We start from the raw sequence: 23615 nt of genomic DNA on the forward strand, positions 1-23615 counted from the left end.
TCTAAAGTTTGCTTGCCAACAGGCTTGTATACAGATTGATATATTGTCCGGCTACCACCTTGCCCGAATATTTAGTCATTACTTCGTTTCTCATTGCTTCCGGTGACACCCGTTCTTTCCCTTCGGTAAGTCCCCATTTTATTCCGTCGGCCAGACTTTCCGCCGACTGATAGTCAGCTAAGTATCCATTCTCCTTATGGCGGATGATGTCTGCTTGTCCGCTGTTGCCGAACGAAACAGGCAGGCAACCGCAAGACTGGGCTTCAATCAGTGTTTGTCCGAAGGTTTCGTAGAGCGAGGCGGACACTGCGACATCGGCTGCCGAATAGATTTGAGAAAGCTCCTCCGCTTGGCTTACCCAGCCCATGTAGGTATGACTGACCGGAATAGACGGGAGCACCTGCAGGGGGTATTTGATTCTTCCGAATAGTAGGAGGTGCAACTCTTTACTCCGAAAGTCTTTTCGTCGGATTAAAAGGCGAATGGCCTCCATCAACGTTGGGAATCCTTTTATCGGATCATCAATACGGGCAGCCCCGAACACGATAATCCGTTTGTCAGGAAGAGATAATGCTTGTCGGCATTCTACTTTATTAAGTATCCGGAAGTTGCTCAGTGAAAGCGTATTCGGTATCACTGTGACCGGCTTTCCTTTGAGTAGTGTGCTTTGGCGTACTTGTGAGGCGAGCCAATTACTTACTGTAACGATATTTATTCTTGCCGGAGAGAGTATGCTCTGTTTTTTCTTGAAGACGCGGTGAGACAAGTCGTTGTTCCCGGGAAAACGGAGAAAGTGGCAGTTTCCGCATTCGTTTTTGAATGATTCGCAAGAGTAGGAATAATGGCAGATGGAGGTACATTCCCACATGTCATGCATCGTCCAAACAACAGGTTTGCCGGAGGTGATGACTTGTTGAATATTGTGCAAGGACAGCATGCCCTGATTGATCCAATGCAAGTGAATGATATCTGCCTCTTTGAAAACCGGAAGCCGGGTGACATCGAACCCCGTATTGGCAATGGATATCCTAAAAAGATTCTTCCGGCTGAAAAGATTATTTGCCCAAATAATGAGACGTTCCCAGATAAACGTGAACTTTCTTTGCCAAGACTTACCGACGGTATGTACTTTATCGGAGTGGCTCGTTTTGTGCAGTACCAACATCCCGGTGTCTATTCCGGCACCGTTGAGCGATTCCATCAGACGGTTTGCTGCGATAGCCGCACCGCCCATTCGTTCTGAAGTATTGATGATTAGTACTCTCATGCGCATAAAAGTTTATGCAAATGTACGCTTTTCGTTGCAAATCTATGGTTGCTTGCGATAAGTTTTTACCGTAGTAGTTAAGATTTGCGATAATTCGCGGCTGTAATGTTCTAAATTATATTCCCGTTCTGCCAGTTTCCGACCGTTGGCTCCCATTTGCTGTGCTTCTTCAGGATGGGTGTAGAGGTAACGGATGGCTTGTTTCCATCCTTCCGTATCATTATAGTCTACATAGATACCTGCTCTTTCTTTTTCAATGTCCATTTGAAATTTAGGATTACGTGAGCAAATCACCGGGAGTCCTAATGCAAAAGCTTCTACCAGTGTGGTGAGTCCCACGGTGTAGGGGTTGTCAAGGCAGCAGATGACTACTACTTTTGAATGTGCTACTTCTGTGGCGAGCTTGTGTGGGATGATACCGCCCGTGAAATGTATCCGTATGTTGGTATATGGTATATATTTTTTTAGTAAAAGCTCATAGTTCTTGTCTCCGGCGGCAGGTGTGGTAAACACATCAAGGGGAAGCCCTGTTTCGGCAAATGCTTTTAGCAAGGTGGTGAAGTCACGATTCTCTTTCCCAGTAGTGATAAACGTCTTTTCTGGTTCTTCTTCGTTTGCGGTTGGAAGGTGCTGTCTCAGATAGTCATAGAAATCAAGGTCGGCTCCCCAATGTATAAGGTGCAACTGACCGGCGTTGACTTTGCCTGATTTTAAAGAGTCCTCAATTAACGTCTGACTGAAAAAGAACATTTGATCGATACCTCTATAATAAAAGCGGGAAATCAAATTCTTCAGTTTGTTGGAGTTTCGGACTACGGCTTGATGGTGCCAGATAGCAATGGGTTTGCGGTACAATCCGAACGCACGTAAGAAGATAATAAGCTCTAGTCCGTAAAAGGAGGTACCATACAAAAGGTCATACGGTTCTTTGCAACGTATGATTTCAAAGAAATTGTAGAGTGAGAACCGTATACGGGATGCGAAATGACGGTAATGGTGGAGTATCGGGTGAATACCGTGTTTACTGAAATGAGTGAGCCCATATAATATATGTCCGGGGTGTAAATGGTTCTTCCATTCGTCCAATGCTTCTTGTATGGGGCGTGTGTGATAATAGTATATTTTCATGCGCCGAAGTCTCCTTTCAAGGTACGTTTAATTCGTCGAATCGCTTTGGCCATAAAGCAATTTGTGCGGTGGTAATAGCGTGCGAATGCTTCTCTAGCTTTTTCATTTTCTTCTATTGGCGACCATTTTTCTATTGGGAGCGGTTTCATCCATAAGGTGGAACTGTATAAACCTCCACCACCGCAGTTGGTGCCGCTTCCATCGAAACCGATGTTCTGAATAAGTGAACGTCCGGTGTTTAACGAGAGGATATCTGCTAAAAACAGGCTGGCATTCCAGCGGATGGCCCATGAATTGTTTTTTCCCTCGATTTGGCGCCTCAGCATTCGCGTGAAAGGATAATTCCCGTTGAGGTCAAATCTCCGTGTGAGGTTACGTTCTTCCAATTGGCGGAGCAGCTCTTTCCCGTCGGGATTGAAATATTTCCATGCTCTGTCCCAAGTAGCCCACCCCCAACTTCCGGTAAACTTGATAAGAAATGTATCGGGTAGGGAAGGGTCGTTGGTGAAATCACAAGCTTGTATGTGACCGACGCGTGGCTCGTCTTTGTAAGTCTCAAGTGCATCGTTCATAAATTGTAGGAAGTAAGGTGCTGTAATCAAGTCGTCTTCCATTACGATAACCCGCCCGAAGCGGTTGACTTGTGTGGTAACTCCGTCAATGATATTACGCGCAAGTCCCCAGTTCTTTTCCCGTTCGATGAGGGTAATGCTCTTAAATCCTGTTATCTTATGGATATAGTTGCGGACTTCAGCTACAGCTGCCTCGTCTGTGTCCTTGCGGGCTGCATCGGAATAGATGTAGAGCTTACTTTCGGCAGCGAGTGTGTTGTTTTGAAGTGTCTCCATCGTTTGTTTTAAATGTTCCGGACGATTGTACACGAACAGCAATATGGGAGCGTATTTTGTCATTATGTTATTTGGTTTTTGTTACTAGTTCAATAATTTTGCTGCCGAAGTACTGCCAAGCGTTTTCATCGAGAAATTGCCTATATCCAACTAGTGAGGCTTTTTCTTTTTTATAGTCTGAGAGGATGACGGCAATATCATCCAGACTTTTAAATGTGTGGACGTTTAATAGACTGTTGTGGCTGTAATCGATGAATGATCCGGTGGCTGGTCCTATTACCTTTGCCCCGAAAGAAAGGGAATCCATTAATACTCCCGAACTTAATACAGAATCGGGACAGTAAGGAATGAGTACAAAACGGGAGCAGGCTACGTAATTACTTAGCTTTTCAAACGATGGACTTTCAGGGATGATTTTGACATAATCAGGTGCTTTGTCCTGCAATTCTTTCAACAAAGAGGCGGAGGCACATCGTCCGATAATGCAGACATTGGGGTGTTGCTCCGGATGGTTACGTAGGTATGAAAGATATTCATGTATACCTTTATAGCGTGAGATAGTACCCCATATCAGCAAATCATAAAGAATATTATTCTCGGCAGGTAACTGTCGGGGAAGTCGATTGATGGTAGGATGGTGCAGAAAATGAACTTTTCCGCTGGCTTGCGGATATCTCTGCCGGATGATTTCCAGCCCTTCGGTAGCGTGTGTAAGTATTAAATCCGCTTTCCGGACGATGAAACGCATGAGGAATTTTTTCATGCCTGTATACCCGTCATTGTGTGGTTTTTTGTTGTGCAGTACCCATACGATTTTCTTCTTTGCCAATTTGAGTACTGTTACGAAACAGATTGCCGTGACAGTTTGTAAAAGTCCGTATTTGAAATCAGGAATACTTTCAAACCAATTGAAGATAATCACGTCTCCCCATCGTTTGGGAGGCAATATGCTAAGAAGCGGGTTTCGGTGTGGAGGATTGATAACAGTACTTTCTCCTTCACGGTTCAAGGAAGCGATGAAATTCTCTATATAGGGATTGTTTTTTTCGTTAGGGTTTTGCCTTAAACGCGGAAATACAGTAAATGTTATCATATTCCTAAGTCATTAATGGATGGCAAATTTACTACAATCTCGGATAAAATACAAGGGAGTGAAAAAAGACTTGATGCATGATTGCAAAAAACGTGTATGGGGATAAAGTTGTTTATGCTGAATGCAACAGACGCAACAGGCTTTCAGAATTCCAATAATACTGCCTGTCTTCATATACCGAATTGTTCGGATGGTATATTTCTGCCTGAATGGATAGTTGCTGACAGCTTGAAAATATCTTTTTGTAACATTGCGCTGTGAGTGGTTGCTTAGGCTTTTCAGAGCAGTTTGTAGTCCTTCCCATGCATTGTATTTTTGTTCCGTATGGTAGGAAGTGGCTTGAGGATGTCTACGCCAATAGACCAGTCCTTCGTCAATGAACTCTATTGGTCCGGAGACAACGGCAGCCAACATTAGCAAGGAGTCATAGGAGATGTTATTCTCTTGTTTCACAGCTTGCTGGAAAATGGGTAGGATATTGCGGTGGAAGAAACATTCGTGTCCCGGGACATATGGTTTCATTAATAGATAAAGTTCGTTGTAAAGTACATTAGATTTGTTTTTTTTCCCCATGGTCTGTTGAATATCCGTGGTGAATAGGTAAGAGTTATGAAAAAGTAGAGAATGATTTGTTGCGTGGTTCATCAGAATCTCTATCTTATCCGGTCGCCAGATATCATCTTGGTCGGAAGAGGCGATATATTCACCTTCAGCTTTGGCGAAGGCGGATGAAAAATTGTAATTGAATCCTAGTGGTGCCTCGTTAATATAGAGTTTGACACGTGGGTCTCGTTTTTGATATGCTTCAATAATTGTTACTGTACGATCGGTAGAACAATCGTCTTGTATGATCAATTCATGGATGGGATAGGTCTGGCACAATATAGAATCTATTTGCTGTTCAAGATATTTATCTCCGTTATAGGTACACATAACGACTGAAATGGAAACCGGTGAGTTCGGATTAATATTCATATTTTTGAATTTGTGTAAATACTGTCTGCAAAAATAGCCAAAGAATAATAAACTTGTTTACTTTTGTGTTGGAAATGAATATATGATTATGGAAAAGATTATATTAGTGCCGGTGGGAGGATTAGCTAATCGTATGCGCGCTGTAGCTTCTGCCGTTACCTTGACATATAGAGTAAGGAGAAAGTTGGAGGTACTATGGTTCCGTGATTGGGGACTGAATGCTCCCTTTTTCAAAGTGTTTGAGGAACCGGAGTTGATGAATATATCCTTTTCGGAGACATCTTGCAAACATTTGCTTATGTATGACCGTCCTCGCAGGCGTAATTTTTATCTTCCGAAACTTTTTCAGAAATTGTTGTTTGAGGATTGTCTGTATGAAAGGGACGTACGTGCTCTTTGTTATAAGGAGTCGGAGCTGGAAGAGTGGGCATCTCAAAGTGGACGGTTGTACATTGCTACTTGTGACCAGTTTGTGAATTACAGTACAAATTTACTTCGTTCTTTGTTTCACCCTGTCGCTTCCGTTTGTGAGGAAGTCGAACTCCGTTTTTGTCACTTTTCCAAGCATACGGTAGGTGTACATATTCGTCGTGCAGATCATACGGTAGCCATCCGTCAAAGTCCATTGGATTTGTTTTTTACACAGTTGGACAAAGAAAGTGATATGTATGATGATTTGTGTATCTATCTGGCAACTGATTCGGAAGAGGTGAAACAGCAGTTACGCAATCGTTATGGTAGCAGGGTGCATACGGCTGAGACGGTTTCTGATCGTGGCTCGATTTCCGGAATTAAGGATGCTGTAGCCGATATGTATACACTGTCACGCACTCAAAAGATTTATGGATCTTCAGGCAGTTCTTTTTCGGAACTGGCTGCCCAATTAGGAGATATTCCCCTGCAAATACTTCGTGTTTAGATTTTCTTTCTTATAAATTCAATGCACTCACGGAATATCACGGATTGTAATTTCCATAAAATCAGAGCGTACAAAAATACTACCAGCACTATTTTTATTAGTAAGGATAAATATAGATTCCGGATTCCGAGAGTGATATAATAAGCGGAGGCAGTCAATGTGGCTGCTAATAAGAAATAAGGAGCGATATCCTTGAGTACACAGGATAGAGTCAAAGGTATTTCTCTTTTGACGAAGAAATACCAGACAAAAAGCCATAAGATATTGATGGTAATGAACAGATAAATCATCATTGTGATACCATAAGGATAGCTGAGACATGCTGTGATAAGTTGCAAAATGCTGAGTGTGATATTGCAGAACATAAACACGGAAGAACGTCCCCGGCTGACCAACAGGTTTGAGAACAGGTTATTAATAGGGATAAACGCACCCCAGATACAGAGCAACTGCATCATTTGGGCGGAAACGAGCCATTTATCAGTAATGGTAATCACGATGAACTCTTTGGATACAATGCTGAGGCCGAACATGGCAGGGAAAGAGATAAATGCGGTGAAGCGCAGCATTTTACGGAATACGGCTACCTGACGCTGGGTGTCTTCCGTTATGCTTGCTAATACGGGCTGGGCTACTCCGTTAATCATTCCTGTGATTAAGGAATGTCCCATGTTATTCCATTTGTTTGCTTGGCTGAAATCTCCTACTGCCTGCTTGGTATAGAATTTCCCTAATAGTACGGAGAACAGATTGTTGTTGATAGTCATGAATATGTTGGTAATTAACATTTTACTACTAAAACCGAACATCTCTTTTATAGGAGAAAAGTCGAAATGGAAGCTAGGCATCCATTTGGCGAAGTACCAATTGAGTATAACGACAACTGCTACGTATACAAGTGATTGTATGGCTATGCCCCAATAGGCAAATCCATTTACGGCAAGGACTATTGCTGTAATACCGGATAATGTAAGTGAGGAAAGGGAAATAATCGTATTTTCTTTCACTTTGAGGTTGCGGAAAAGGATGGCGCGTGGAGCGATCCCTAAACTAGCGATAAAAAAACTTAGGAAAGTCAGTCGGGAAAGGGGGACTAATTCCGGCGTACGGTAAAACTCGGCAATCAGTGGAGCCGACAGGTAGAGCAATATATATAAGATGGCGCTACAAGAAACACTAAACCAGAATACGGCATTGTAATCTTTGTCCGAAGCATTTTTACGGTTGACCAAAGCGGAGATGAAACCGCTTTCCTGTAGGATGTTGGCTATCGTTGAAAAGATGGTCAGCATACCGATCATGCCATAATCGGAGCGTGACAACAAACGAGCCAAAACAATTCCGAAAAGAAGCCCCAGCAACTGCTGTAAGCTGTTGCTGAGTCCTCCCCAAAATAATCCTTTGGCTGTCTTTTGTCTCAGTGATTGCTCTTCACCCATTTTTTTATTTTACTTCGCTGCCCGGCTTTACCTCCCGTCCCGGCATAATAACAGCCAAACTGCCATCATTATTTTCGGCGCTCAGAATCATTCCTTCGCTGACGATACCTTTCAGTTTGCGCGGGGCAAGATTGGCGATGAAGCAAACCTGTTTGCCTGCCAGTTCTTCCGGTTGATAGTGTTTGGCAATGCCCGATACGATAGTACGTGTTTCCAGTCCGTCATCGATTTTGAATTGCAACAACTTATCTGCCTTTGGTACTTTCTGGCATTCGAGGATAGTACCTACACGGATATCCAATTTCGTGAAATCATCGAATTCGATGTTCGGACGAATCGGATTGGCTTTGTAGTTTGCTTCTTCGTTTGCTTTTTTAGTATCAAGCAACTTCTGTACTTGTGCTTCGATAGTAGCGTCTTCGATCTTTTCAAACAGCAGTTCCGGCTTATTCAACTGATGGCCTACGGGCAGCAGATTGTCTTTTCCTAGTTCAGCCCATTCGAATGTGTCCATATTCAGCATCTTACGGAGTTTCTCCGAACTGAACGGCAGGAACGGATCAAAAGCGATGGCGAGGTTGGCAACCAGCTGTAGGGAAATGTTTAAGATAGTGCCTACACGCTCCATATCTGTTTTGGCCAATTTCCACGGTTCTGTGTCGGCCAGATATTTGTTACCGATACGTGCCAGATTCATGGCTTCTTTCTGTGCATCGCGGAATTTGAAAATGTCGAGCAGTTTTTCTACTTCTGCTTTTACGTCTGCGAATTCTTTCAGAGTTTCCTTGTCATAGTCAGTCAATTCGCCCTGTGCAGGTACTTTTCCGTCAAAGTACTTTTGGGTAAGTACCATAGCACGATTCACAAAGTTGCCATATACAGCGACCAGTTCGTTATTGTTGCGTGCCTGGAAGTCTTTCCAGGTGAAGTCATTGTCTTTTGTTTCCGGTGCATTGGCGGTCAGTACATAGCGGAGTACGTCTTGCTTTCCGGGAAAATCGGCTAGATATTCGTGCAGCCATACAGCCCAATTGCGGGAAGTGGAAATTTTATCTCCTTCCAGGTTTAGGAATTCGTTGCTCGGCACGTTGTCCGGCAGAATGTAACTGCCTTCAGCTTTCAGCATTGCAGGGAATACGATGCAATGGAATACGATGTTGTCCTTGCCGATGAAGTGAATCAAACGGGTTTCAGGATCTTTCCACCATGTTTCCCAACTATCGGGAAGCAGTTCTTTGGTATTGGAAATGTATCCGATAGGCGCGTCAAACCATACGTACAAAACTTTTCCTTCTGCTCCTTCTACGGGAACGGGGATTCCCCAATCGAGGTCGCGGCTTACGGCACGTGGCTGCAAGCCCATGTCGAGCCAGCTTTTGCATTGACCGTATACGTTGGGACGCCATTCTTTATGATCTTCCAGAATCCATTTGCGCAGCCATGCCTCATGTTTGTCGAGGGGAAGATACCAATGCTTGGTTTCTTTCATTACCGGCTTGCTCCCGCTGATGGCGCTTTTCGGATTAATGAGATCTGTCGGAGAGAGTGAAGTACCGCATTTCTCACATTGGTCACCGTATGCTCCTTCCGAGTGGCAGTGAGGACATTCTCCGGTGATATAACGGTCGGCGAGGAATGTTTTAGCTTCTTTATCGTAGTATTGCTCAGACGTTTTTTCGATAAATTCTCCTTTGTCGTACAATGTTTTGAAGAAGTCCGAAGCTAGTTGGTGATGGGTCGGTGAACTGGTGCGGCTATACACATCGAATGAGATTCCGAATTCCTCAAATGACTTTTTAATTAAGGAATGGTAACGGTCTACTACATCCTGCGGGGTGATTCCTTCCTTCTTGGCACGGATCGTGATAGGCACTCCGTGTTCGTCCGAACCGCCGATGAATAATACATCTTCTTTTTTCAGGCGCAGATAGCGTACATAAATATCTGCGGGTACGTATACACCGGCCAGATGACCGATGTGGACAGGTCCGTTCGCATAGGGCAATGCCGATGTGACGGTGGTTCTTTTGAATTTCTTTTCCATTGTATCGTGTGATTTTATTGTTTTCAGCTTTGTAATGTGCAAAGATAGTGACTTTTCTTTCTTTTTTCTCGTAAGAAAGAATATATTTGTATTCAAGTTAAACGAAAATTAGAGTATGATATGATAACAACCCAGTTGCTGCGCCCTGAGAGCATTGTTGTAGTAGGGGCTTCAAATAATGTACATAAGCCGGGTGGCGCAATATTAAAGAACCTGATAAACGGGGGTTATCAGGGAGAACTTCGGGCTGTGAACCCAAAAGAGAAAGAAGTGCAGGGAGTTCCTGCCTTTGCGGATGTGCAGGACGTGCCTGATACGGACCTTGCGGTATTGGCGGTTCCTGCTTCAATGTGTCCTGGCATCGTAGAAACATTGGCTGGTCGGAAGCATACCCGGGCTTTTATCATACTTTCTGCCGGCTTTGGTGAGGAGACTCATGAGGGGGCATTGTTGGAAGAACGTATTCTGGAAACTGTAAACAAATATGGCGCGTCGTTGATAGGACCTAACTGCATCGGATTGATGAATACTTGGCACCATAGTGTGTTCAGTCAACCAATTCCAAATTTAAGTCCGAAAGGAGTGGATCTTATCTCCAGTTCGGGTGCTACAGCCGTATTCATTTTGGAAAGCGCGGTGACTAAGGGATTGCAGTTCAACTCTGTATGGTCGGTAGGGAACGCCAAACAGATTGGGGTGGAGGATGTATTACAGTTTATGGATGAGAACTTCGATTCTGAAAAAGATTCACGAATCAAATTGCTCTATATTGAAAGTATCCAAAATCCGGACCGATTATTATTCCATGCTTCTTCATTGATAAGAAAAGGGTGTAAGATTGCAGCGATTAAGGCGGGAAGCTCGGAAAGTGGAAGCCGTGCGGCTTCTTCGCATACGGGAGCTATTGCCAGCTCGGATTCTGCTGTTGAGGCTTTGTTTCGTAAAGCGGGAATTGTACGTTGTTTCTCACGTGAGGAGCTGACTACTGTCGGTTGTGTGTTTACCTTGCCCGAACTGAAGGGAAAGAATTTTGCGATTATCACTCATGCCGGAGGTCCCGGAGTAATGCTGACGGATGCGTTGAGCAAGGGGGGGCTGAATGTGCCGAAGTTAGAAGGTAACCTGGCAGAAGAACTGAAAGCGCAACTCTTTCCGGGAGCTGCTGTCGGTAATCCGATTGATATTCTTGCTACGGGAACTCCGGAACATCTGCGTCTTTGTATTGACTATTGTGAAGAGAAATTTAAGAATATAGATGCTGTGATGGCCATTTTTGGAACTCCGGGACTAGTCACTATGTTCGAGATGTACGATGTGCTTCATGAGAAAATGCAGGTTTGCAGTAAGCCGATTTTCCCGATACTTCCTTCCATCAATACAGCTGGAGCGGAAGTGGCAGCGTTCCTTGCTAAAGGTCACGTGAACTTTTCGGATGAGGTCACATTAGGGACTGCTCTTTCCCGCATTGTGAATGCTCCTAAACCAGCAGTTCCTGAAATAGAACTGTTCGGAGTGGATGTTCCGAGAATTCGGCGGATCATTGATTCTATTCCGGATGACGGATATATCGCGCCTCATCATGTACAGGCTTTGCTTCATGCAGCCGGTATTCCGCTTGTAGATGAATTTGTGTCGGATAATAAGGAAGAAGTGGTGGCTTTTGCCCGTCGTTGCGGATTTCCGGTGGTGGCAAAAGTCGTTGGACCTGTGCATAAATCGGATGTTGGCGGGGTCGTGTTGAATATCAAGAGTGAGCAACATTTGTCTCTGGAGTTTGACCGTATGATGCAAATAGCTGATGCGAAAGCAATCATGGTACAGCCAATGCTGAAAGGTACGGAACTTTTCATTGGAGCGAAATATGAGGAGAAGTTCGGGCATGTGGTCCTTTGTGGTCTGGGAGGTATTTTTGTGGAAGTGCTGAAGGATGTCTCTTCAGGTTTGGCCCCACTTTCTTATGAAGAGGCTTATTCGATGATTCATTCGCTGAGGGCTTATAAAATCATACAGGGGACACGTGGACAAAAGGGGGTGAATGAAGATAAATTTGCTGAAATTATAGTCCGTCTTTCTACCTTGCTCCGCTTTGCGACAGAGATTAAAGAAATGGATATAAACCCGCTTTTGGCTACAGAAAAGGCGGTTGTGGCAGTTGACGCACGTATCAGAATAGAGAAATAAGACTATTTTTTCATTCATTGGGACGTATTTATCATCTTCCCGTTGTTATTTTGCCTACATTTGGTAACTCAAACGGGAAGATAGAAAACACGTATGTTATGAAAAAAGCACTGACACTTTTATTCTGTTTTATTTGCTACCAGATAAGCTGTCATGCACAAGTGGCGGACGAATGCCATTATTTCAAAAACCTGAGCGTGCAGAACGGGTTATCCCAAAATACAGTCAATACGATTCTGCAGGATAAGCAAGGGTTTATGTGGTTCGGTACGAAGGATGGATTGAATCGGTATGACGGCTTGTCGTTCCGTAAATTCAAGCACGATGACCGTAGCCAACGAAGTATCGGCAACAATTTCATCACAGCGCTTTATGAAGACGAGAAAGGAAATATCTGGGTAGGCACGGATGTGGGGCTTTATATTTATTATCCGGAAAAGGACTTCTTTGAGCATTTCACGGAACTGAGTGCGGAAAACACGAAAATAGAACATACCGTGACTGCAATCTCCGGCGACAATCAAGGTTGTGTCTGGGTGGCGGTAGAATCTCAAGGTCTCTTCTGCTATGAACTGGAAAAAGAGAAACTTCGGAACTATACGTTAGAGAATTTCTCTTTTCTTACCACTAATGTGCAGACTTTCGTCTTTGATAATAGCGGAACCCTTTGGATAGGCTGTTACGGTGACGGTCTTTTCTATTCGAAAGACCGCTTGAAAACGCTCCATCCTTATCGCTCTCCGATAGATAATAAAGAAACCTATGCGAACGATGTAGTGATAAGTCTTGCGAAAGGGGCATACAACTGTCTGTATGTCGGCTCTTTGAAAGGTGGAGTGAAGGAACTGAACCTGACCTCAAACAAATTGCATGATTTGCTCTTGGCAGATGAGAACGGGGAATCTGTATTTTGTCGTGAACTGCTGATGGCTTCCGACAATGAGCTGTGGATTGGCGCAGAGTCAGGACTTTATATTTATAATCTCCGGCTGGGGAAATTTGTTCACTTGCGCAGTTCGATCAATGACCCTTACTCCTTGTCCGATAATGCTATTTATTCGCTGTGCAAGGATCGTGAAGGTGGTATCTGGATTGGTTCTTATTTCGGTGGTGTAAACTATTATCCCCGTTTCTATACGAATTTTGAGAAGTATTATCCGAAAGGGACAGAAAACGGGCTGCAGGGAAAGCGGGTACGTGAATTCTGCCAGGATAATCAGGGAGTCCTGTGGATTGGCACGGAAGACGGTGGCCTGAACCGCTTTAACCCGAAGACTAAGACTTTCTCTTTCTTCACGCCAAGCAATGCCTTTACGAACGTGCACGGATTGTGCCTGATTGGCGACCATCTTTGGGTAGGCACTTTCTCGAAAGGGGTGAAAGTGGTGGACACACACACGGGAGCTATTGTGAAAACATACCGGAAAACAGATTCGCCGCGTTCGTTGATAGATAATAGTGTTTTCTCCATTTGCCGGACAACGACGGGAGATATTTATTTGGGCACATTATTCGGCTTGCTGCGTTATAATGAGCAGTCCGACGATTTTGACCGGATTCCGGAACTGAACGGCCGGTTTGTATATGACATCAAAGAAGACTCCAGCGGAAACCTTTGGCTGGCAACTTATGCAAACGGTGCTTACTGTTATAATGTGAGTGAGAAGAAATGGAAGAATTACCTGCATGATGAAAGCAATCCGAAAAGCCTTCCTTACGACAAGGTAGTGAGTGTCTTCGAGGATTCCCACCGGCAGGTCTGGCTCACGACGCAGGGTGGCGGCTTCTGTTTGTTCCATCCGGAGACGGAAACCTTCACCAGTTATAATCTGGCGGACGGATTGCCAAACGACGTCGTTTATCAGATTGTGGAAGATAAAGAAGGGCTTTTCTGGCTGACAACCAATAATGGTTTGGTATGTTTCCAGCCTACCACCGGAGCTATGAAAGTATATACCACTTCCAACGGTTTGCTGGGCGACCAGTTCAATTATCGTTCAAGTTTTGAAACGGAAGACGGTACGATCTATCTGGGAAGTATCGACGGCTTTGTGGCTTTCAATCCCAAGAACTTTTCAGAGAACAAGTCGCTTCCGTCTATCGTGATTACTGATTTTCTGCTCTTTGGCAAGGAAGTGTATGTAGGCGAACCGGGTTCTCCGTTGGAGAAGAGCATCACCTTTTCCGACGAACTTGTACTTCAATCCAATCAGAACTCTTTCTCTTTCCGTGTGGCGGCACTGGACTTCCAGGCTCCGAGAATGAGCAGGATAATGTATAAGCTGGACGGTTTTGATGCAGACTGGCTGACAGTAGGCGAGAGCCCTATCGTCACTTACTCCAACCTGCGGTATGGCAATTACACTTTCCGGGTGAAAGTCTCTAATAGCGACGGGGTATGGAATGAAGAGGGAATATCCCTGAAAGTACATATTCTTCCGCCTTTCTATCTTTCCGTCTGGGCTTATATCGTGTATGCTTTGCTGATTATAGGTTGTTCTCTGTATACGGTTATGTATTTCAAGAGACGCAGCAACAGGAAGCATCGTCGGCAGATGGAGAAATTCGAACAGGAAAAGGAACGCGAAGTATATAATGCGAAGATTGACTTTTTTACGAATGTGGCCCATGAGATACGTACTCCGTTGACATTGATTAAAGGTCCGTTGGAAAATATCATACTAAAGAAGCAAGTGGATACGGAAACCCGTGAGGACTTGAACGTCATGAAGCAGAATACGGAGCGGTTATTGAACCTGACCAATCAGTTGCTTGATTTCCGCAAGACGGAGAGACAGGGATTCCGACTGAACTTTACTGAATGTAATGTTACCGAAATCTTGAAAGAAACTCATAAACGCTTTACTTCCCTTGCCAAGCAGAAAGGGTTGGATTTTGTTTTGCAGATGCCGGAAAAGGATTTTTATGCTCATATCAATCAGGAAGCATTTACGAAAATCATCAGCAATTTGCTGAACAATGGGGTGAAATATGCGGAAAGTTACGTGCATATATCGCTGGCAGTGCCGGATACGGACGGAGGCAATTCATTCCGTATCTGCACGGTGAACGACGGAGTAATCATTCCTGATGCAATGAAAGAGGAGATATTCAAGCCTTTTGTTCGTTTCAACGAGCAGGAGGATGGAAAAGTGACTACCGGAACCGGCATCGGGTTGGCTCTCTCCCGCTCGCTTGCCGAACTGCATCAGGGGACTTTGACTATGGGAAAAGGGGAGGAGAATAATACTTTCTGTATGACTTTGCCGATAGTACAGGATACGACAATCACCTTGACAACGGAAGTGGAAGCGGGAACTGACAAGATAAACGAAGCTCCTGCGGAACAAGCAGTAGAGAAGGATAACCGCCCGACTGTGTTGGTAGCGGAAGATAATCCGGATATGCTTGCCTTTGTGGTTCGCCAACTGTCGAAAGATTACACGGTGCTGACAGCTACCAATGGCGCGGAAGCATTGCGTGTACTGGACGGCAATTATGTGAATCTGATGATAAGTGATGTCGTGATGCCTGTAATGGATGGCTTCGAACTGTGCAAGACGATTAAGTCGGATTTGAATTACAGCCATATTCCTATCATACTGCTGACCGCGAAGACTAATATACAATCGAAGATAGAGGGAATGGAACTGGGCGCGGATGCCTATATTGAAAAACCCTTCTCTGTGGAATATTTGCAGGCGTGCGCTTCCAATCTTATTCAGAACAGGGAGAAGCTGCGCCAGGCTTTTGCGGAATCTCCTTTTATAGCCGCTAATACAATGGCATTGACGAAAGCCGATGAAGAGTTTATCAAGAAACTGAACGAGGTTATCAGGGTGAACTATGCCAATCCGGAGTTTAGTATGGATGACATGGCGGATAACCTGAATATGAGCCGTTCTAACTTCTATCGGAAAATTAAAGGAGTGCTGGATCTCAGTCCGAATGAGTTCCTTCGTCTGGAGCGTCTGAAAAAGGCTGCCCAACTGCTGAAAGAGGGTGAAAACAGGGTCAATGAAATCTGCTATATGGTAGGATTTAATTCACCGTCCTACTTTGCAAAATGTTTCCAGAAGCAGTTCGGAGTGTTGCCAAAGGACTTTACGAATGTAAAGGAGTAGCGGTTTACTTTTGAGTAGAAAATGTCGTTAACTAATTAAATATGCTATTATATGAAGAATTTATTTATCGTATTTTTTTGTCTGGTATCAGTTTTGGCTATAAAGGCAAACGGACAAGAAAGTTTGTGGAAAATACAGGCTGTTGATTATCAAGGAACTTATTATGGCGCAGCAGTAGCGAATGGCGGTATCGGTATATTACCGTGGAAAGAACCTTTCTCCGTTCGTCATGTCATGTTGAATCATGTATTTGATGCTGCCGCTCCCCAAGATGTGAGCCGTGTGTTGCGAGGAATCAACCCGTTTAATTTGCAAATGCAGATTGATGGACAGGGAGTGAGTGGTGATAATATCTCGGGATGGGGACAGTGCATAGATATGAAAGCCGCCACGCACGATACGCATTTCACTTATGGTGGAAAAGCGGATATCTCTTATAGTATCTGTGCCTTAAGGAATATGCCTTATGCGGGACTGGTGCGTGTAGAGGTGGCTGCATTGGAAGATATGTATTTATCAGTGGAAAATCCCATTGAAGTACCTGATGAATATAAGAATTCCGGTTCGAAACAGGTGAGTGTGAATGTCGATGGAAACGAACTGAAAATAGTACGTACCTGGGCTTTGTCCAAATACCGTGAACAGAAAGTGTCAGCTTCTTCCGCTTTTATTTATGATAAAAATCCAAACCTGCAGCAACAATATGACGGAACCAACCGAATCGCTATTTCATTAAAAAAAGGAGATAAATTTTCTTTCGCTTTATTAGGCTCCGTCTGTACCGGACGTGATTTTATAGACCCGTATAATGAGTCGGACCGTGAAGTGATTTATGGTGCGAAAGAAGGTTTGAACCGCCTGATGGATGGACACCGGAAACTTTGGAATGAACTGTGGGAAGGGGATATTATGATTGAGGGAGATGACGAGGCGCAGCGTGCCGTACGGTTTGCACTTTATAATCTTTACTCTAATGCACGCAAGGGAAGCCGGTTGAGTATCTCTCCTTTCGGGCTTTCTGCCCAAGGATATAACGGGCATATTTTCTGGGATACCGAGTTATGGATGTATCCGCCTATGCTTTTCATGAATCAGGGCATTGCAAGGACAATGATGGACTACCGTACTGACAGACTGGAAGCCGCCTGTCAGAGAGCATTGAGCTATGGATATGAGGGAGCCATGTTTCCGTGGGAAAGTGATGATGCTGGAGAAGAGTCATGTCCTACTTGGGCCTTGACCGGAGCTTTTGAACATCATATCACTGCCGATATTGCTATCGCGGCCTGGAATTATTACTGTATGAGTGGTGATAAACGGTGGTTGCGTGAAGAAGGTTTTCCTTTGATGGAGAAAGTGGCGGAATTTTGGGTAAGTCGTGTAGAAAAGAATAATGAGGATGGTTCTTATTCGATTCGCAATGTGGTGTGTGCCGATGAATATGCTGAAGGGGTGGATGATAATGCATTTACCAATGGTGCTGCTATGCGTGCATTGCAAGATGCTGCTAAAGCTGCTGCGGTATGCGGTGTTAAAGCACCTGCAATCTGGAAGGAGATAGCCTCAAAACTACGGATTCCGAAATTCGAGAATGGAGTGACTATGGAGTATGAAGGCTATAACGGACAGGCAATAAAACAAGCGGATGCCAATTTGCTGGTATATCCATTAAATCTGATAACTCGTCCTGAAGAAATCCGTAAGGACTTGGAGTATTATGAAGATAAAATAGATAAAACCGGACCTGCAATGTCCTTCTCAGTGTTGGCTTTGCAATATGCACGCCTTGGCGAAGGCGATAAAGCTTATGAACTGTTTGTGCAAAGTTTCCGTCCTAACCAGTTACCTCCGTTTGGCGTTATTTCCGAAGGTGCAGGAGGTACGAATCCTTATTTTGTAACTGGTGCGGGAGGACTTTTACAAACTGTCATTAATGGTTTTTGTGGTTTGGAAGTTACAGATAATGGCATCAAGCAGCTTTTCTCAAAACTGCCGAAACATTGGAAGAAGTTGACGATAACAGGAGTGGGACCGGATAGAAAGACTTATGTCCGGATGCAAAAATAACATTGTTAAGTCTTGGTGTAGTGAAGTATACATATATACACACTGTACGAAACATTATTCGTTGATTTCTGCTTTCATTTAGCCCGATTGAGACTAAACTTTCATTTATTGACCTGTTTTTAATACCTGAAATAAGTGCAAACCCCTATTTTTGCTGCAGTAATAACTTAGTATTAACACAGAACCAGTATCCTTTACTGATTCATATAATCAGGTTTGCATGAATTTTAAATGTTTGTTTTGCGGGGCGCTTATTACACTGTATGTCGGAGTTGCTGAAGCTGTCAACTATGTTCCGGAAAATATTTCAGCGTCCATATCGTTGAAAGTGCCGGGAAATGTAGCTGAAAGGTATTCACTGAACTTGCAGCAATTGGGGAATAACCGTTCATCCTATTTATTGGAAGCTTCTGAAAGCATTCCGGTTACAATCACTCAGAGGGTGGCAGATGTAAATGGAAAATTACGGGTAAATGTCTGTATAACAGCACTCGAAGATATTTATTTTAATTATAGTCAACGGCTATCAACAGGCTATCGCCATGATGATTGTCAATTTTATATGCCGGGTTTCTGGTATCGCCGGAATCTCCGTTCGCCTAAAGATGCGCCTTCGTTCCATTCTTCAGATAGTTGGTTGGTGCGTGAAGACAGGCTAAGCGCACCGCTTACGGGTGTTTATTCGGAAAAAGAAAAACACTTTGTGACTGTGAGCCGTATCGATAAGTTTGCAGAAGAAGCCTTGAGCACTCATCGGGAAGGAGAAATTATCCTTTCAGGTAAAACGTCTCTAGGATTTACCGGATTTGAGAATCAAGACGGAATAACTGCGCTCTCTTTTGGCTTTCCTTATCGTGAAGCTCCCAAGAGTTATATTCGTAAGCTGACATTGGCACCTGCGGTAGAAGCTTTTCAATTCCTGAAAAAAGGGGAGACTGTTCTGCTGACATGGGAGATTCAGGAGAATAAGGCTGATGATTATTCTGATTTTATACGCCATGCATGGGAATATAGTTATGACACTTATGGACCTAAACCTGTGGAGACTCCTTATTCCATAACGGATATGAAGCAAGTTCTTAGCGGATTCTTTATAAGTAGCTTCGTAGAAGGACATCCGTTGGTTTATAATTCGGGAATACATCTAATGACGGAAAATTGCCAGAGTAACGGGCAGGCGGAAGTAGGATTTATTGGTCGTGTGCTCCTTAATGCATTCAATGCTTGGGAATATGGTCACCAATCTGATAGGGAGGATTTGAAAGCAAATAGTATGAAAGTGTTTGATAGCTACTTGAAAAACGGCTTTACTCCGGTCGGTTTCTTCAAAGAGTCGGTCGATTTTGATAAAGGCTATGAAGATCCTGTGCACAGTATACGCCGTCAGTCCGAAGGAATCTATGCTATGTTGCACTTTCTTGCTTATGAAAAAGAGAACGGGCGTCGTCATCCCGAATGGGAGCAGAAGATGAAAAATATGCTGGATATACTTTTGCGGTTGCAACAGGCTGACGGTAGTTTCCCTCGCAAGTTTCGTGATGATTTTACGATAGTTGACACTAGTGGGGGAAGTACTCCTTCGGCTACTTTGCCGCTGGTAATGGGATACAAGTATTTCAAAGACAAGCGATACCTTGCCAGTGCTAAGCAGACTGCGGATTATCTGGAGAAAGTATTGATTTCTAAAGCCGACTATTTCTCGTCCACACTTGATGCCAACTGCGAAGACAAGGAGGCATCTCTGTATGCTGCTACGGCTACCTATTATCTTTCATTGATTACAAAAGGAGACGAGCACCGGCATTATGCAGACCTGACGAAGAAAGCTGCTTATTTTGCCTTGTCATGGTATTATGTATGGGATGTTCCTTTCGCGCAGGGACAGATGTTGGGAGATATTGGTCTGAAAACCCGCGGCTGGGGCAATGTGTCGGTGGAAAACAACCATATTGATGTATTTGTGTTTGAGTTTGCTTCTGTGTTGCGATGGCTGTCAAAGGAATATGCAGAACCCCGCTTCTCGCAATTTGCAGAAGTCATTTCTACTTCTATGCGCCAACTTCTGCCTCATGAGGGGCATTTATGCGGAGTGGCTAAGCCCGGTTACTATCCGGAAGTTGTTCAGCACACAAATTGGGATTATGGAAAAAACGGGAAGGGATATTATAATGATATCTTTGCACCGGGTTGGACGGTAGCTTCTTTGTGGGAGTTGTTCACTCCGGGGCGTGCGGAGTATTTCTTGAAATGACATAAATAGGTCAGAATATATATCTATTATATTTTAATTTGATTTTGAACAAATTCTTTTAATTATTGAATTGTTTGTTTTATTATATTTTGCGTTGGTTGCCTACTTTTGCTCTCACTCGGTTAGAGATAAAGTATTTATTATGAGATTTTTAAATTTAATATTATGGATTTGAAGAAAGCATTGTTTGTTTGCTTGTTGTTGTACTATGGAACAAGTGCCAACTCCGCTTTACCTGTACATTCTATGGCTGGTAAGACGAATCTGTCGGAGCAGGCGAAAGGTATTCGTATTAGTGGTACGATAACCGATAAGGACAAAAATCCTCTTCCCGGTGTGAATATACGCGTTATGGAAGAAGGAGGCACTGGAGTGATAACGGATATGGACGGACATTTCTATATGGATGTGCCGGGAAAAAGTTCCGTAATTGAGATTTCCTATATAGGATTTAAAACCCAGCAAATAAAAGTTGGAAGCAAGATTAACTTTGATGTGATTCTTGAGGAAGATATTGAAGCGCTGGAAGAAGTGGTGGTTACGGGATATGGTAGTCAGAAAAAAATGTCGGTTATCGGTTCTATCGAAACATTGCAGCCAAAGAAGTTGCAGGTGGGGTCTTCACGTTCTGTTACTAATAACTTGGCGGGACAAATTGCCGGTGTGATAGCTGTTCAGCGTTCCGGTGAACCCGGGTACGATTCTTCTAATTTCTGGATTCGTGGTATTGCCTCTTTCTCTGGCGGACAGTCGCCACTAGTATTGGTTGATGGAATTGAACGTGATCTAAATCATATCGACCCGGCGGAAATAGAATCGTTCTCTGTATTGAAAGATGCTTCGGCAAGTGCTATGTATGGTGTGCGCGGTGCGAACGGTGTGATTGTTATTAATACAAAACGTGGTAAGATAGGTGCTCCTTCTGTGAATTTTCGGGTGGAACATTCTATTTCAGAACCTACAAAACTTCCTGAGTTTATCGGTGCAGCCGATCATATGGCATTATTGAACGAACTTACGGAAGACAGGACACGCTTGCCATTCAGCCAGGAGCAGATTGACAGGACTCGTTATGGATATGACCGGGATTTGTATCCGGATGTAAATTGGCTGGATCAAATAACGAAAGATTACGCTTACTCTACTCGTGCTAATTTAACGGTTTCGGGTGGCTCCGATTTTCTCCGGTACTCATTGGTCGGTTCTTATTTCGGTGAGAAAGGAATTATGGAAACGGACAAGACATTGCCTTATGACACCGGAATGAAGCTGACCCGTTATAACATGCGTGCCAATGTCGATTTGGATGTTACCAAGACGACAGTACTGCGTTTGAATGTCGGCGGTTTCTTGCAGACGCACCGTAAGCAGGCTTTTAGTACGGACAATGCTTTCGACAGGGCATTTATGACTTCTCCTTTTGTGCACCCTGCCCGTTACTCTGACGGAACAATTCCTATCATGAATATCAACGGAGTCAATCCTTGGGCTGCTGTGACACAAAGTGGATATGATGTGGTTACGGCCTCACAGATTCAATCTTTGTTTGCTGTTGAGCAGAACCTGAAAATGATCACTCCGGGATTGAAAGCGAAAGTGTCATTCTCGTTCGACCGCTGGAATCAGAGTTCGATAACTAGAGGCAAGAATGCGACTTACTATACTATTGCTACCGGTCGTGATATAGAGGGTAACCTGATTCATTCGGTGTTGAAATACGGAGATGATTCTTTGGGACATGGCAATAAAGGTGAATATGGAAATTCGAGGGTCTACTTTGAAGGAACGCTGACTTATGCACGTACTTTCGGAAAACATGATGTGGATGCATTGTTCCTGTATAATCAGCAAAGTTTTGACAACGGTAGTGTACAGCCTTATAGAAAGCAAGGTATTGCGGGGCGTCTTTCTTATACATTCGATAGCCGCTATGTGACGGAGTTTAACTTTGGTTATAACGGTTCGGAGAATTTTGCCAAAGGAAAACGTTTCGGATTTTTCCCCTCTCTTGCAGTTGGGTGGCTTATATCCGAAGAACCTTTTATGGATAAGTTCAGAAATACTTTGAGTAAATTGAAATTAAGAGGATCTATAGGAAAAGTTGGTAATGATGATATTGGTGGACGACGTTTTGCCTATATGACAACATTGAAGACAGATGCAGACACGTATCACTGGGGTGATACAGGGCAGATTGAACGTAAAGGTATTTCTGAAGGAGAAGTAGGAGTGGAAAACCTTACGTGGGAGACTGCATTAAAAATGAATCTTGGAGTAGAACTGGGCTTATGGAATGAACTGGAACTGCAAGTAGATGTATTTAAAGAAAAGCGTACTAATATTTTCATGCAGCGTAAAATTATTCCGTCACAAACCGGATTCTTGACAAATCCATGGGCTAACTTTGGTGAAGTGACTAATCGTGGTGTAGAATTCTCTTTGAATTATAGTAAACAAATCAATAAAGATTGGTTTATAGGTTTCCGTTCTAACTTTACTTATGCTATCAATCGGGTAGACGAGTATGATGAACCGGAATCTGTGGTAGGTACATACAAAGGGCTGACAGGACGTTCATTGAATACTTTGTGGGGGTTGCAGGCAGAAAGACTGTTTACGGCAGATGACTTTGATGCGGATGGTAATTTAAAGTTCGGTATACCGACACAAGATGTAGGAGCTTCCAAGGTTCGTCCGGGTGATATTAAATATGTGGATATGAACGGTGATGGTTTCATTACTGATGCAGATGAAGGTTATATTGGCGGAACAGTAGACCCGCGTATTGTTTACGGATTCGGTGGTAATATAAATTACAAGAACTGGGACTTGAATTTTTTCTTTCAAGGGACAGGCGATACTTATCGTGTAATCGGTAATACTACATACTTTATTCCGGGCAGCGGACAAACGTTGCAAGGAAATGTCTATTCCAACTATAATGACCGGTGGACAGAAGAGAATTCTTCTCAGGATGTGTTTTGGCCAAGATTGTCGGAAGAGCCTAACCGGCAAAACTACCGGAGCTCCACCTGGTGGAAAAAGAATATGCGATTCTTGCGTCTCAAGACTTTGGAATTGGGATATACTTTGCCGAAAATGATAACCGAGAAGATACATTCGAAGTCGGTTCGTTTCTACGTGAGCGGTAATAACCTTTTCTGTTTTTCTCCGTTCAAACTATGGGATCCGGAATTGGATACTGATACCGGTTTGCGTTATCCTGCTATGCGTTCCGTTATGTTTGGAGTTGACCTGAATTTCTAATTTAAAAAAAGA

Annotated in this window: 13 protein-coding genes; 6 read left to right on the forward strand and 7 right to left on the reverse strand. The window is 43.6% G+C overall.

From position 1 onward, the window contains the following. Position 1 precedes the first annotated feature (1 nt). Genes BACFIN_RS18890 through BACFIN_RS0219240 form a run of 5 tightly spaced genes read right to left on the reverse strand, consistent with a single transcriptional unit; the run spans position 2 to position 5311 of the window. Entirely contained in the window at positions 2–1267 is a 1266-nt protein-coding gene (locus BACFIN_RS18890) for a glycosyltransferase (protein WP_007747698.1), read from the reverse strand. Between the two features lie 42 nt (positions 1268–1309). Beyond that, positions 1310–2395, reverse strand: a complete 1086-nt coding sequence (locus BACFIN_RS18885; protein WP_007747699.1) for a glycosyltransferase — start codon at positions 2393–2395, stop codon at positions 1310–1312. Further along, complete coding sequence (locus tag BACFIN_RS18880) at positions 2392–3306, reverse strand: glycosyltransferase (protein ID WP_007747701.1); 915 nt, start codon at positions 3304–3306, stop codon at positions 2392–2394. Before BACFIN_RS18880 ends, BACFIN_RS18885 begins: the two co-directional genes overlap by 4 nt. A 4-nt stretch (positions 3307–3310) precedes the next feature. Further along, positions 3311–4336 carry a glycosyltransferase family protein gene (locus BACFIN_RS18875; protein ID WP_007747709.1) on the reverse strand — a complete coding sequence of 342 codons (1026 nt, stop codon included), beginning with the start codon at positions 4334–4336 and terminating at the stop codon, positions 3311–3313. Positions 4337–4348: 12 nt separating this feature from the next. After that, positions 4349–5311, reverse strand: a complete 963-nt coding sequence (locus tag BACFIN_RS0219240; protein ID WP_050761232.1) for a glycosyltransferase — start codon at positions 5309–5311, stop codon at positions 4349–4351. Positions 5312–5399: 88 nt separating this feature from the next. Here BACFIN_RS0219240 and BACFIN_RS18870 point away from each other — a divergent pair, with 88 nt between their 5' ends. Beyond that, positions 5400–6230: an O-fucosyltransferase family protein gene (locus BACFIN_RS18870; RefSeq protein WP_050761234.1), complete on the forward strand. Its 831-nt coding sequence runs from the start codon at positions 5400–5402 to the stop codon at positions 6228–6230. On the opposite strand, the gene BACFIN_RS18865 is transcribed toward BACFIN_RS18870, so the two are convergent. Together BACFIN_RS18865 and metG are read right to left on the reverse strand one after the other, a co-directional pair. After that, entirely contained in the window at positions 6227–7669 is a 1443-nt protein-coding gene (locus BACFIN_RS18865; protein WP_007747728.1) for a lipopolysaccharide biosynthesis protein, read from the reverse strand. The two genes, BACFIN_RS18870 and BACFIN_RS18865, sit on opposite strands and share 4 nt — an antisense overlap. Before the next feature lie 4 nt (positions 7670–7673). Then, positions 7674–9713 (reverse strand): methionine--tRNA ligase, encoded by a 2040-nt coding sequence (metG, locus tag BACFIN_RS18860; RefSeq protein WP_032839000.1) that lies wholly within the window; start codon positions 9711–9713, stop codon positions 7674–7676. A 120-nt stretch (positions 9714–9833) separates the two neighbouring features. On the opposite strand from metG, the gene BACFIN_RS18855 reads away from it, so the two are divergent. The 5 genes from BACFIN_RS18855 (at position 9834) to BACFIN_RS18835 (ending at position 23603) form a co-directional block, all read left to right on the forward strand. Beyond that, positions 9834–11894, forward strand: a complete 2061-nt coding sequence (locus BACFIN_RS18855; protein ID WP_007747730.1) for an acetate--CoA ligase family protein — start codon at positions 9834–9836, stop codon at positions 11892–11894. Between the two features lie 98 nt (positions 11895–11992). Beyond that, positions 11993–16018 carry a hybrid sensor histidine kinase/response regulator transcription factor gene (locus tag BACFIN_RS18850; RefSeq protein ID WP_007747731.1) on the forward strand — a complete coding sequence of 1342 codons (4026 nt, stop codon included), beginning with the start codon at positions 11993–11995 and terminating at the stop codon, positions 16016–16018. Positions 16019–16069: 51 nt separating this feature from the next. Next, complete coding sequence (locus tag BACFIN_RS18845) at positions 16070–18085, forward strand: glycosyl hydrolase family 95 catalytic domain-containing protein (RefSeq protein WP_007747732.1); 2016 nt, start codon at positions 16070–16072, stop codon at positions 18083–18085. Positions 18086–18305: 220 nt separating this feature from the next. Further along, entirely contained in the window at positions 18306–20336 is a 2031-nt protein-coding gene (locus BACFIN_RS18840) for a hypothetical protein (RefSeq protein ID WP_007747733.1), read from the forward strand. A gap of 165 nt (positions 20337–20501) precedes the next feature. Then, positions 20502–23603 carry a SusC/RagA family TonB-linked outer membrane protein gene (locus BACFIN_RS18835; protein WP_007747734.1) on the forward strand — a complete coding sequence of 1034 codons (3102 nt, stop codon included), beginning with the start codon at positions 20502–20504 and terminating at the stop codon, positions 23601–23603. Positions 23604–23615: the final 12 nt, after the last annotated feature.

Origin of the sequence: Bacteroides finegoldii DSM 17565 (assembly GCF_000156195.1) — a bacterium.
Lineage (GTDB): Bacteria > Bacteroidota > Bacteroidia > Bacteroidales > Bacteroidaceae > Bacteroides > Bacteroides finegoldii.